This is a genomic window from Bradyrhizobium sp. USDA 4473 (assembly GCF_054063335.1).
Map to the genome: position 1 here is coordinate 164,174 of NZ_JBSSGE010000001.1, position 12,262 is coordinate 176,435.

The 12,262-nt window shown below is 64.5% G+C and carries 10 protein-coding genes; 7 read left to right on the forward strand and 3 right to left on the reverse strand.

Annotated features, from left to right (window positions below; genetic code table 11):
• Nucleotides 1–490 precede the first annotated feature (490 nt).
• The 5 genes from clpB to ACVW17_RS00780 all read left to right on the forward strand — a co-directional run bounded on the left by clpB (nucleotide 491) and on the right by ACVW17_RS00780 (nucleotide 5,718).
• The gene (gene clpB, locus ACVW17_RS00760; protein WP_456750020.1) at nucleotides 491–3,103 is read left to right on the forward strand and encodes an ATP-dependent chaperone ClpB; all 2,613 of its coding nucleotides are present in this window, start codon (nucleotides 491–493) and stop codon (nucleotides 3,101–3,103) included.
• An 88-nt stretch (nucleotides 3,104–3,191) separates the two neighbouring features.
• Nucleotides 3,192–3,458: a DUF2171 domain-containing protein gene (locus ACVW17_RS00765; RefSeq protein WP_456750021.1), complete on the forward strand. Its 267-nt coding sequence runs from the start codon at nucleotides 3,192–3,194 to the stop codon at nucleotides 3,456–3,458.
• Nucleotides 3,459–3,578: 120 nt separating this feature from the next.
• Nucleotides 3,579–4,637 (forward strand): Dyp-type peroxidase, encoded by a 1,059-nt coding sequence (locus ACVW17_RS00770; protein ID WP_456750022.1) that lies wholly within the window; start codon nucleotides 3,579–3,581, stop codon nucleotides 4,635–4,637.
• Entirely contained in the window at nucleotides 4,630–5,445 is an 816-nt protein-coding gene (locus ACVW17_RS00775) for a family 1 encapsulin nanocompartment shell protein (protein ID WP_456750023.1), read from the forward strand. The genes ACVW17_RS00770 and ACVW17_RS00775 overlap by 8 nt, the downstream gene beginning before the upstream one ends.
• 81 nt (nucleotides 5,446–5,526) lie before the next feature.
• Nucleotides 5,527–5,718, forward strand: a complete 192-nt coding sequence (locus ACVW17_RS00780) for a hypothetical protein (protein ID WP_456750024.1) — start codon at nucleotides 5,527–5,529, stop codon at nucleotides 5,716–5,718.
• A gap of 68 nt (nucleotides 5,719–5,786) precedes the next feature.
• Here ACVW17_RS00780 and ACVW17_RS00785 read toward each other — a convergent pair whose 3' ends face one another.
• The gene (locus ACVW17_RS00785; RefSeq protein WP_456750025.1) at nucleotides 5,787–7,073 is read right to left on the reverse strand and encodes an MFS transporter; all 1,287 of its coding nucleotides are present in this window, start codon (nucleotides 7,071–7,073) and stop codon (nucleotides 5,787–5,789) included.
• A 133-nt stretch (nucleotides 7,074–7,206) separates the two neighbouring features.
• Between ACVW17_RS00785 and ACVW17_RS00790 the strand changes: the two genes are divergently transcribed.
• A complete protein-coding gene (locus ACVW17_RS00790; RefSeq protein WP_456796683.1) occupies nucleotides 7,207–8,418 on the forward strand; it encodes an amidohydrolase family protein in 1,212 nt (403 codons plus the stop codon).
• Nucleotides 8,419–8,440: 22 nt separating this feature from the next.
• On the opposite strand, the gene ACVW17_RS00795 is transcribed toward ACVW17_RS00790, so the two are convergent.
• Entirely contained in the window at nucleotides 8,441–9,253 is an 813-nt protein-coding gene (locus ACVW17_RS00795; RefSeq protein ID WP_456750027.1) for a WecB/TagA/CpsF family glycosyltransferase, read from the reverse strand.
• Between the two features lie 500 nt (nucleotides 9,254–9,753).
• Here ACVW17_RS00795 and ACVW17_RS00800 point away from each other — a divergent pair, with 500 nt between their 5' ends.
• Nucleotides 9,754–10,884, forward strand: coding sequence for a GNAT family N-acetyltransferase (locus tag ACVW17_RS00800; RefSeq protein WP_456750028.1), 1,131 nt, complete (start codon nucleotides 9,754–9,756; stop codon nucleotides 10,882–10,884).
• A 26-nt stretch (nucleotides 10,885–10,910) separates the two neighbouring features.
• Here the strand turns inward: ACVW17_RS00800 and ACVW17_RS00805 are convergent, their stop codons facing one another.
• Nucleotides 10,911–12,098: an FAD-dependent monooxygenase gene (locus tag ACVW17_RS00805; protein ID WP_456750029.1), complete on the reverse strand. Its 1,188-nt coding sequence runs from the start codon at nucleotides 12,096–12,098 to the stop codon at nucleotides 10,911–10,913.
• Between the last annotated feature and the right edge of the window lie 164 nt (nucleotides 12,099–12,262).

The window sequence follows — 12,262 nt, forward strand, 5'->3', positions numbered from 1 at the left end:
CACTTCATCGCTAGCCTCTTCACCTTACACCAGCCTGAAACATGTCGATGCAACCGGAAACGCAATCACGCTGCCATTCATCGACAGTTCAGAGTGTGCAGTGGCGTCGTGTCGTGCGATTCAATGGAACATCGTCACGCGCAGCTGCATCATCGATCGCACGCAACGTTCGATGCGACGTCACCGTTTCCGAAAGCGCGAATACGGCGTTCTGGCTTCATATGATTGTCGTGATCCAGACTCGTCGAGCCGCAAGTTTCGGCGAGCACCGGACCGCCGTCGGCGCGATGCGGGGCGCCGGGTCTGACGGTGCGTCCGTGGCAGTGCGCCCGGCCGAGCGCCAGAGACGAACACCTGCCGGCGCAAGAGCTTAGGCGCAGCATTCCGGCGGCCGCGCCGGGCGATTGACACTCCGCTGAAACGACCACACGATGCGCGTGCGGTGGCATGACGAGATCTCGATGAGCCCGCGTTGCCTTGAGGTGCCACGATGAACATAGAAAAATATACCGATCGCGTGCGCGGCTTCATTCAGTCGGCGCAATCGCTCGCGATGCGCGAAGGACACCAGCAGTTCTCGACGCTCCATATCCTGAAAGTGCTGCTCGACGACCCTGAAGGCCTCGCGGCCGGCCTGATCGACCGCGCCGGCGGCAACTCGCGCGCGATCCTGAAGGCGACCGAAGAGGCGCTGGCGAAGGTGCCGAAGGTCAGCGGCGCCGGTTCCGGACAAATCTATCTGGCGCCCGAGACCGCGCGCGCCTTCGCCGCGGCCGAACAGGCCGCCGACAAGGCCGGCGACAGTTTCGTCTCGGTCGAACGCCTGCTGCAGGCGCTCGCCGCCGACAAGGACAGCGACGCCGGCAAGCTGCTCGCCAAGGGCGGCGTCAATCCGCAGAACCTGAATGCGGCGATCAACGCGCTGCGCAAGGGCCGCACCGCCGACAGCGCATCGGCCGAGAATGCCTATGATGCGCTGAAGAAATATGCCCGCGACCTCACCCAGGCCGCGCGCGACGGCAAGCTCGATCCCGTGATCGGCCGCGACGAGGAGATCCGCCGCACCATCCAGGTGCTGTCACGCCGCACCAAGAACAATCCCGTCTTGATCGGCGAGCCCGGTGTCGGCAAGACCGCGATCGTCGAAGGCCTGGCGCTGCGCATTGTCAATGGCGACGTGCCGGAAAGCCTGCAGGACAAGGCGCTGCTCGCGCTCGATCTCGGTGCGCTGATTGCCGGCGCGAAATATCGCGGCGAATTCGAGGAACGGCTCAAGGCGGTGCTGCAGGAGGTGACGTCGGCCGAAGGCGGCATCATCCTGTTCATCGACGAGATGCACACCCTGATCGGCGCCGGCAAGGGCGACGGCGCGATGGACGCATCGAACCTGTTGAAGCCCGCGCTCGCGCGCGGCGAACTGCATTGCATCGGCGCCACCACGCTCGACGAATACCGCAAGCATGTCGAGAAGGACCCGGCGCTGGCAAGGCGGTTCCAGCCGGTGTTCGTCTCCGAACCCACGGTCGAGGACACCATCTCGATCCTGCGTGGCCTGAAGGACAAGTACGAGCAGCATCACGGCGTGCGCATCGCGGATTCGGCGCTGGTCGCCGCCGCGACGCTGTCGAACCGCTACATCACCGACCGTTTCCTGCCCGACAAGGCCATCGACCTGATGGACGAGGCGGCGGCCCGGCTGAAGATGCAGGTCGATTCCAAGCCCGAAGACCTCGACTCGCTCGACCGCGAGATCATCCGCCTTAAGATCGAGCAGGAGGCGCTGAAGAAGGAGACCGATCTCGGCTCCAAGAGCCGATTGCAGACACTCGAGAAGGATCTGGTCGAGCTGGAGAAGAAGTCGGCGGATATGACGTCGAAATGGCGCTCCGAGAAGAGCAAGCTCTCCGATGCACAGAAGATGAAGGGGGAGCTCGAGCAGCTGCGCACCGAGCTTGCCAATGCGCAGCGCAAGGGCGAATTCCAGAAGGCCGGCGAACTGGCCTATGGCCGGATCCCGGAACTGGAGAAGAAGCTCGCGGCGGTCGAAGCCAGCGAGACCTCGTCCGCCAGCGAGACCGTGACCGCCGACAATATCGCTCAGGTAGTCTCGCGCTGGACCGGCGTGCCGGTCGACAAGATGCTGGAGGGCGAGAAGGACAAGCTGCTGCGCATGGAGGAGATGCTCGGCAAGCGCGTCGTCGGCCAGGCCGAGGCGGTGCGCGCGGTGTCGACCGCGGTGCGTCGTGCCCGCGCCGGATTGCAGGATCCGAACCGGCCGATCGGCTCGTTCATGTTCTTGGGGCCCACCGGCGTCGGCAAGACCGAACTCGCCAAGGCGCTCGCCGAATATCTGTTCGACGACGAGACCGCGATGATCCGGCTCGACATGTCCGAATACATGGAGAAGCACTCGGTGTCGCGGCTGATCGGCGCGCCGCCCGGCTATGTCGGCTATGACGAGGGCGGCGCGCTGACCGAAGCCGTGCGGCGGCGGCCCTACCAGGTGGTGCTGTTCGACGAGATCGAGAAGGCGCACCCCGATGTCTTCAACGTGCTGCTGCAAGTGCTCGACGACGGCCGCTTGACCGACGGCCAGGGCCGCACCGTCGACTTCCGCAACACGCTGATCATCATGACCTCGAACATCGGCGCGGAGTATCTCGTCAACCAGCCGGAAGGCCAGAGCACGAGCGCGGTGCGCGAGCAGGTGATGAACATGGTGCGAGCGCATTTCCGCCCCGAGTTCCTCAACCGCATCGACGAGATCATCCTGTTCCATCGGCTGCAGAAGAGCGACATGGGCCGCATCGTCGAGATCCAGTTCTCGCGGCTGCGCAGGCTGCTGGAGGATCGCAAGATCGATCTCGAGCTCGAGCCCAAGGCGCGCGACTGGCTGGCGGAGAAAGGCTGGGACCCGGCCTATGGCGCCCGCCCGCTGAAGCGGGTGATCCAGCGCAGCGTGCAGGATCCGCTCGCCGAAATGATCCTCGCCGGCGAGGTGCGAGACGGCTCGCAGGTCAAACTCTCCGCCACCAAGGCCGGCCTCACCTTCAACGGCAAGAAGCCCGAGAACGCGGCGGCGGACGAATTCGAACCGGTGTGAGACAGGCCGGAATGGCCGACGACGCGGTGTCATCGTCGCGTCGTCAGGGCGCATCATATGCAAGCTGACCTTCAACAGGGAGAGCGCCATGACGCAGAACATCAAGGACAACATGGAGGTCATCGGCGCCGACGGCGTGCATGTCGGCACCGTCGATCGCGTCGAAGGCAACCGCATCAAGCTCAAGAAAAGCGAGAGCGACGGCTTCCATAAGGGCCATCACCACTATATCGAGCTCGGCTTCGTCGCCGGTGTCGAAGGCTCCAAAGTCCGGCTCTCGGCCAATGCCTCGATTGCAGTAACCCTCGAGGAAGAGAAGTCCGGCAAGCCGGTTGGTCCGTCCGCGGAAGCCTAGCGATCCGGGCCCTTGTAAAGGTTCCGATGGCATGCTCCTCTGCCCTGCATCTGGACGCCGATCCGGCGTCCGGCCAGCCTTTCGTCGTCGTGACGTGCCGTTTGAGTTGAGGAGACTTGCGTGCCATCAGCCGTTCCGCAACCGGTCGCTGCGAAGCTGACGCGCGCGGCCATCTTCCTTGCGGTCACGATCAAGCCCGATCCGGAACATGATGCGGTGGTGCGGTCGCTGTGCGCCGATGTGGCCGCGCTGGTGCGCGCCGTGGGCTTCCGCGATCTCGAAGGCCGGCTGTCCTGCGTCATGGGCATCGGCTCGGAGGCATGGGACCGGCTGTTCGGCGCGCCGAAGCCGCAGGGTCTGCATCCGTTCCGCGAGATCAACGGCGTCCACCACGCGGTCGCGACGCCCGGCGACCTGCTGTTCCATATCCGCGCCGTGCCGATGGATTTGTGCTTCGAGCTCGCGACCCAGATCATGTCGCGGCTCGGCGATGCGGTTGCCACCTCGGACGAGGTGCACGGCTTCAAATATTTCGACGAGCGCGACCTGCTCGGCTTTGTCGACGGCACCGAGAATCCGGAAGACCAGGCCGCGCTGGAGGCCACCATCATCGGCGCCGAGGACGCTGCGTTCGCCGGCGGCAGCTATGTGATCGTACAAAAATACCTGCACGATCTGAAGAAGTGGAACGAGCTGCCGGTCGAGATGCAGGAAAAGATCATCGGCCGCAAAAAACTGTCCGACATCGAGCTCGACGATGCGGTGAAGCCGAGCTACGCGCACAACGCCCTGACGACGATCGTCGAGAACGGCGAAGAGCTCGACATCGTCCGCGACAACATGCCGTTCGGCAGCGTCAGCAAGGGCGAGTTCGGCACCTATTTCATCGGCTATGCGAAGTCCCCGCACCGGATTGAGCAGATGCTGGAGAACATGTTCGTCGGCAGGCCGCCGGGCAATTACGACCGCCTGCTCGACTTCAGCCGCGCCGTGACCGGGACGCTGTACTTCGTTCCGTCGGCCACCTTCCTTGAGGATGCCGCGAACACCGCGCCCGTCGCCTCGCCCGCCGAGCCGCCGCCGGATGACGCCGCGGCCGACGCACCCGCACCGACACGACCGCCGGCCGAAGGCTCACTTGGTATCGGCTCGCTGAAAGGAGACGCTGGATATGAATAACCTGCATCGGGGATTGGCCCCCATTTCGGACGCGGCATGGGCCCAGATCGAAGAGGAAGCCGCGCGCACGTTGAAGCGCCATCTGGCGGCGCGCCGTGTCGTCGACGTCGATGGCCCGAAGGGCACGGATTTCTCTGCCGTGGGCACCGGCCATCTGAAGAAAATCGCGACGCCGGGCGACGGGGTCGAGGCGACGCAGCGCGACGTTCGCGCGCTGGTCGAGCTGCGCGTGCCGTTCGAGCTGTCGCGTCAGGCGATCGACGATGTCGAGCGCGGTGCAAATGATTCCGACTGGGACCCGCTCAAGGATGCCGCGCGAAAAATCGCGTTCGCCGAGGATCGCGCGGTGTTCGACGGCTACACCGGTGCCGGCATTCAGGGCATCCGTCAGGGCAGCAGCAACCCGGTGCTGACGCTGCCGGCGAGCGTCAAGAATTACCCCAATGTGGTCGCGCAGGCGGTGAGCCAGCTGCGGCTCGCCGGCGTCAACGGTCCGTACACGCTGCTGCTCGGCACCGAGGCCTATACCGCAATCGGCGGCGCGACCGACGACGGCTACCCTGTGCTGCAGCACATCCAGCGCCTGGTCGACGGCAAGATCGTCTGGGCGCCCGCGATCGAGGGCGGCGTCCTGCTGACCACCCGCGGCGGCGATTTCCAGCTCTCGATCGGCCAGGACCTGTCGATCGGCTATCTCAGCCACTCTGCGACATCGGTCCAGCTGTATTTCCAGGAGACCATGACCTTCCTGATGCTGACCAGCGAGGCATCGGTGGTGCTTGCGCCGGAGGCGAAGAAACCCGCCTGATCTTTCCGGCGTTCACTCTTCCAGGAAGTCTCCGACCACGGCCGGAGCTTCCGCCTAGCTTCAACGGAGAGGAGGCGCGCAATGGACTACGATCTCTATATCAATCCGAAGAAGGCCTCGGTCGGTCTCTACGTTCGCAAGGGCGCCGGTCTGCCCGATCTTGCCGATGCCAAGGATTGGGTGTTCGACGGCACCTTCGGGCAGGCCAATCTGCCGCCACAGCTCGTGAAGGAGATCGAGGCCAACGGCCACGCCTTCCGCGACATGGATTGAGCGCGCCGGCGTTTTGTCTTGACGCGTGTCCTTCACGCGAACCGGGATCCGCTTCGCTCGAAAACGCTCTACTTCTCGCCTGCCTTCACCGGCGCGGTCTCCGGCATCAGGCTCATCGCCACGATCCCGACCGCGGCCGCGAGCAGCAGATACCAGGACGGCGCCAGCGGATCGCCCGTCACGTGCAGCAGCCACGTGACCACGAGCTGCGCGGTGCCGCCGAACGTCGCGATCGCGATCGCGTAGATCGTGGCGAACACGCCGCCGCGGATGTTCTGCGGCAAGGCTTCTGTGAAGGCGGCATAGAAGGCCGTGAACGGCAGCGAGCCGATGAACGACAGGACGCCGAAGCCGAACAAGAGCGACCAGGCGCCGGGGTCGCGCACGATCCACAGGAAGGCCGGATAGGTCAGCACCAGCACGACGAGCTGCGGCCAGATCATGATCGGCTTGCGTCCGAGCCGATCGGCCAGCCAGCCGCCGAGCACGGCGCCGATGATCTGCAACCCATTGCTGACCAGCGACACGGTGAACGCCAGCGACGGCGACACATGCAGCGTGTTCTTGGCGTATGTCGTCATGTATTGCGTCACATAGGTCGAGATCGTGCCGCTGGCCAGGATCATCACGGCCAGCGCGATCACGCGAAGGTGCCGGCGTGCCAGTGCGACGTGACTTGAGCGTTCGACGTGCCCGGCGACATGTTCGCCATGCGAGACCGTTTCCGGCAGTGTGCGACGCATCCAGATGCCGAACGGCAGGCAGACCGCGCCGAGCAGGAATGCGACGCGCCATCCGTAAGCCTCGAGCATGTCGGGCGGCATCGTGCTGCTCAGGATGACGCCGACCAGGGCGCCGGCCGTGGCCGCGATCTCCTGGCTGGCGGGCTGCCAGGCCACCACCAGGCCGCGATTTCTGGGCGCTGCGATCTCGATCAGATAGGCCGTGGTCGGGCCAACCTCGCCGCCGAGCGCGAATCCCTGCACCATCCGCGCCAGGATCACGACAACGGGCGCCACGATGCCGATCGCGGCATAGGACGGGGTCAGCGCGATGGTCAGGATGGCGCCGCCCATCAGCGCGAAACTCAGCAGCATCGCCGGCCGTCGGCCGACCCGGTCGGAGAAGATCCCGAGCACGATGCCGCCGATCGGCCGCGTCAGGAAACCGGCGCCGAAGGTCGCCAGCGACAGCATCAGGCTGCCGTATTCGCTGTGCGCGGGAAAGAAGGTGCGCCCGATCTCGGTCGCAAAGAAGCTGTAGGTGATGAAGTCGTAGAACTCCAGCATATTGCCGATGGTCGCGGCAAAGGCTGCGCGCTTGACATCGAATTCCCTGCTCGCAATCTCCGGCAACGCTCTCGGTTCCTTGTCTGGCCGTTCGATGCGAGTATTATTCCTCTGCTCATGTTAGGCAAGGCATGGTCGAGTTGAGGCATGGCACGCCGCGCGATCTGCATGTGACACAATCAGCGGGAGGACAGATCCGATGCCGGCTGACAAGCTCTTCATCAATGCCAGGCTCGGTGACGGCATGCGCCGCGATATGCTGGTTCGTGACGGCCGCATCGCTGCGATCGAAGCGAACGCCGCGCGCCCGTCCGGGGTCGACATCGTCGATCTCGGCAATGCGCTGGTCGTACCCGGCTTCGTCGAGGGTCACATCCATCTCGACACCAGCTTCTACGGAGATACCTGGCGGCCGCACCGCCCCTGCACCAATGGATTCGACGTTCACGAACGGGTTGCGTTCCAGGCCGAGAACCTCGCGGCCGCTGCCCCGATGGACGTGCGGGCGCGGAACCAGCTCGATCTCTGCATCGGGCATGGCTCGACGCAGATGCGCAGCCACGTCATGGTCGACGGCTCGGTGGGCCTGAAATCGCTCGAGACCATCCTCAAGGTGCGCGACGACTACCGCCGTCTGATCGATATCCAGCTCGTCGCGTTTCCGCAGAGCGGCATCCTCAGCAGTCCCGGCACGCCGCAATTGCTCGACGAGGCCGTCAAGCTCGGCGCCAATGCCGTCGGCGGCCTCGATCCCGCGAGCTTCGACCGCAATGTCGAAGGGCATCTCGACGTCGTGTTCGGCGTCGCGCAGAAGCACGGCGTCGATGTCGACATCCATCTCCATGATGGCGGCATGCTCGGCGCCTTCGAGGTCGAGCAGATCGCGGCGCGGACGCGCGCGCTCGGCATGGAGGGCCGCGTCACGGTCAGCCACGCCTACGGGCTCGGCGATATCCCTGCCGATGCGCTGAAGAAGACCGCCGACAGCCTGGCGCGCTCGGGCGTCGCGATCATGACCAATGCGCCGGGGGCGCGGCCGTTCCCGCCTGTCGCCACGCTCAGGAAAGCCGGCGTCACGGTGTTCAGCGGCAACGACAACATCCGCGACTCCTGGTGGCCCTATGGCGATGGCGACATGCTGGGCCGCGCCATGATGATCGGATACCGCTCGGGCTTCTACACCGACGAGGAGCTCGCGATCGCGTTCGACATGGTCACCGCGGCCGGTGCCAAGGCGCTGCGACTTGACGGCTACGGCCTCCATGTCGGCGCGAAAGCGGATTTCGTCACCTTGAACGCCGTGCACATCCAGGAGGCCGTGGTCGCGCGGCCCTCCGGGCGTTCCGTCTACAAGGGCGGAGTCCTGGTGGCGCGCGACAATCGCGTCGTCAAGGACGCCAGTCGGTCCTGAGGCCGCCGCCGTCGCGCGGACTTCAGTCTTTGGGGGACGACGACCGGGTCCGGTTGAACAGCAGATAGAGCGCGTGCGGATTGGTCGTTAGGTAACGCCAGAACAGCCGGCGCGGCTCGAGCCAAACCCGCCAGGCCCATTCGAGGCCGACGATCTGCATCCATCTCGGCGCGCGCGGCCGCGAGCCGGACAGGAAGTTGAACAATCCGCCCGAAGTCTTGATGACGCCGACGTTGCCGAGCCGCGGCATGAATTCGTCGACGAAGGCCTGCTCATAGGGCACGCCGAGCGCGACCCAGAGGAAATCCGGCGCCAGGGCGTTGATCTCGTCGACCTTGTCCCGCAGCGCATCGCCGCGCAGATAGCCGTGCGAATGTCCGACGATCTTGAGCCCCGGATACGCGCGGCGGACATTGGCAATGGCCGCCTTGTTCTCGGCCTCGTTGGCGCCGAACAGGTAGAACGTCAGCCCGAGTTTCTCCGCTCTGCATGCGACGTCATGGAACAAATCCGTGGTCGCGACGCGCTCGGGAAGCGGCTTCGACGAGCGCAGTCTGGACACCATGACGAGCGGCTGCCCGTCGGCGTTGATGAGGTCGGCGGCGCGGAACAGCCGATCGGTCATCGGCTCGGTCGAGCAGCGCGACAGCACCTCGCCATTGGCCGAGGTCAAATACAGCGGGCGATTGACCCGTCTGTTCGGATGCACCGCCTCGACCATGAAGTCGGCGGTCTGCTCGCGATCGAGCACGGCGAGCCGCAGCCCGCCGATGGTTTCCCGCGGAACGCCGGCGGTCGCAGCCCTGCCGATCGGATTGACGCGACGCTCTGGCATGCCGGTTGCCCCGTCGGGCATCGACGATCCCGGCGCGCTCGCGGCGGACACAGGCTCGCCACGCGAAGTGTTGCAAATCCGGACAGGCGGAGCAGCCATGTCCGAATTGAGACGCCGAGGCCACTCGCGATCGGTCTGCGAGGACGAAATTGCATAGGAAACACGGGCTTTTTGGCAGTGACTCAGCATTTCAGCGGGGCTCCAGAACTTACTTGCCCTCAACTGCAATATCCGGTCCAGACCACGCGTGATATCTCGTCGCACCCGGATTCGGCTCGAACCGTAAGTAGATTGTTAACGATGCTCGCGCGGCGGCAGGACGGCAGCGTTCGCGACTGATCTAGCCAAGGGACGCTCGACCAGCAACACTATGCAAAGGTCGATGAATTACATTAATACAAATCATATTCTGCCGCTGCCCGAGCCGATCGGCCTTTGCTATAACAACGCCGCGTCGGCTTGATCGGCGCTTTGAAAACTTTCGTTTTGTTTGGTCTCACATGAATAAGAATGATGACGCGTTCGATGTCAGCATCGACGACGCATTCGACTTCTTATCCGAAGAATATGCGGAATTGTTTGAAGGGTCGGACGCGACCGCCTTCCAGCATCCGCTGTGGCTGGACAGCCTTTATCGCAAGCTCGCTGCTCCGGCCGCGGCGAAGCCACTGGTCGTCGTCGTCCGTCGTCGCGCAAGCAAGGCACTCGCAGCCGTGCTGCCGATGCTGCGGATACGGCGCGGGCCGATGCGCACGATCGAATTCGCCGATCTTCGCGTGTCCGATTATTTGTCTCCGGTCTGCAGCACCGCGACATTTGCCGAGCTGTTGCAGGATCAGGCGGCCTGCGAGCGGATTCGACAGCTGGTGCGGCCGTTCGATCTGCTGCGCGTACCCAAACTGCTCGATGCAAGGATGCCGATCGAGAATTTGCTCGGGGCACCTCACCGCAGCCTGATGGACACCAACGCCTATGCGACGGTGCTGGTCCCGCCGTTCGAGCAATGGCAGATCAACGCGCTCGGGAAGTCCTACCTGAAGGAGCTGGCGAAGAAATGGCGCCAGATCCAGAAGAAGGGGACGCTCACCTTCGCATGCTGCGACGACAGCGCTTCCGTCGGCGAAGCGATGGAGACGATGCGCAGGTTCCGCGGTCCGCGGTTTCACGAACAGGGTGACGGCGACCTGCTGCAGCGTCCGGAATATTTCGACTTCTACTCCGACGTCGCGCTCCGCGGCATGGGCTCGTTCACCCGGCTCTATGCCATGAAGATGGACGGCAACGTCGTCGCCGCCGCCCTCGGGCTGACCCACCGCGACAGCCTCCTCGTCGTGATGACGGCGTTCGACATCGAGGGGTATAAGAGCCAGTCGATCGGCGCGCTGATGTTCGAACGGGTCGCCCGGGATTGCATCGAGCGCGGCGATCGCGTGCTCGATTTCACCATCGGTGACGAACCTTACAAGAAGCAGTTCGGGGGACAACCCACACCGATGTCGGTCGTGACGCAAGCCGGCAGCGCGGCCGGCTCGCTTGCGTTGTTTACCCTCAAGCAGGCGCCCTGGATCAAGCAGGCCGCCAAGCGGATGGCCGACATCAGGCCGATCCGTACCTCGACCGGCACGCGGTAAGCCGCTGAGACGGACTTTGTCGTCGCCTAGCGAAGCGCACCGCGGACGCGCATGACCCATCCCGGATAAATCCGGTCCACCCGATGCGTGATCATGCGGCGCAGGAAGTGCAGCTTCCGCTGCATGGCCCATCGCACGTCGGTGCTGGAGGTCAGGGCCTGGCGGAAGCGTGCCGATTGCAGTGAGTGGCGGTCGGCGGCGAGCTTGTCCCGATCGGCGTAGAACTGCGCGATCTTCTCCGTGCCCATGCCGTCGGTCTCGAGCCAGCGCGGAACATATTCGGTGCAAAGACGCTCGACATCCACCAGCAGGCGGCTCACGCCGGTACCGGCGGCCGGACAGTTGGTCTGGAACGCATCGCCGATCAGCACGACGCCCGGTTGCAGATGGCCCTCGGTCACGGACAGGTCCATGACCCAATTCTGCACCTGGCCGACGATCTGGAAATCACCGAGGTAGCGCTCCAGACCCGGCATCAGACGGAGCAGCGTTCTCCTGGTGTCGCGACGCAATTCGCGCATGATCGGGTCGGTCGGATCGCGGAACATGAACAGGTTCGCCCGCATGCCGCCTGACATCGGAAACAGGCTGAGATAGTCGACGCCGTCGGCCGCCTCCTTGCCGTAGCAGGTCAGCGCGTCGAAGCCGAACGGAGCATGATCCGGCCGCGCGATCATGAATCCGAACGTCACCGAGTGGCGCGCGGCGATCACCTGCCGGCGCATTCCGAGATTGTAGCCGAGTGCGCTCGCCATGCCGGTGGCCAGAATGACCAGCCGAGAGACGACGCGCTTGCCGGAGGCCAGCGTCAGCTGCTGGCGGTCCGCGCTGCAGCTGACATTGGTGACCTGGTCGAGCAGAAAGGTCGACGCATCAGGCGTCAGGCTGCGGGCCATGTTGACGAGGTCGGCATAGGAAACCCCGTAGGACCGGCCGACACCGATATCGACCAGTCTGCCGCCCCGGATGTTGAGCACCCGGTCGTATGGCGAGGCGACCTCCTCGACGTCGTCGATGAAGCCCAGGCGACGGAAGATATCGACCTGCCGTCCCGCGATCTTCTCGACACGGAATTCATCCGGCGGGATCGAGCGCTTGTCGATCAGGACGACCCGGTAGCCGGCTCGGGCGAGGACGGCTCTCGCGAGCGAGCCTGCCAAACCGGCGCCCACAATGGCGACGTCCGTTTCGACGATGTCAGCCTCAGCAATCATAATGTCCGCTCCCACGGCGAATTGGCCGCAGAACTGCAATTTCCTTGCCTGCCCTGGCTGCCTTGTCGAACGAACCGGACGCCTTCGATCGTTGAGGTTAACGAGAGCGACCGAAGCGCGATCGGCAGGCTTTCGGCACATCGCTTGCACCGGGAGCGGTGATG

What these genes read in the sequence shown, in the direction of transcription:
- clpB (WP_456750020.1), top strand. Translation starts at nt 491, where the DNA reads ATGAACATAGAAAAATATACCGATCGCGTGCGCGGCTTCATTCAGTCG.
- ACVW17_RS00765 (WP_456750021.1), top strand. Translation starts at nt 3,192, where the DNA reads ATGACGCAGAACATCAAGGACAACATGGAGGTCATCGGCGCCGACGGC.
- ACVW17_RS00775 (WP_456750023.1), top strand. Translation starts at nt 4,630, where the DNA reads ATGAATAACCTGCATCGGGGATTGGCCCCCATTTCGGACGCGGCATGG.
- ACVW17_RS00780 (WP_456750024.1), top strand. Translation starts at nt 5,527, where the DNA reads ATGGACTACGATCTCTATATCAATCCGAAGAAGGCCTCGGTCGGTCTC.
- ACVW17_RS00790 (WP_456796683.1), top strand. Translation starts at nt 7,207, where the DNA reads ATGCCGGCTGACAAGCTCTTCATCAATGCCAGGCTCGGTGACGGCATG.
- ACVW17_RS00795 (WP_456750027.1), bottom strand. Translation starts at nt 9,253, where the DNA reads ATGCCAGAGCGTCGCGTCAATCCGATCGGCAGGGCTGCGACCGCCGGC.
- ACVW17_RS00800 (WP_456750028.1), top strand. Translation starts at nt 9,754, where the DNA reads ATGAATAAGAATGATGACGCGTTCGATGTCAGCATCGACGACGCATTC.
- ACVW17_RS00805 (WP_456750029.1), bottom strand. Translation starts at nt 12,098, where the DNA reads ATGATTGCTGAGGCTGACATCGTCGAAACGGACGTCGCCATTGTGGGC.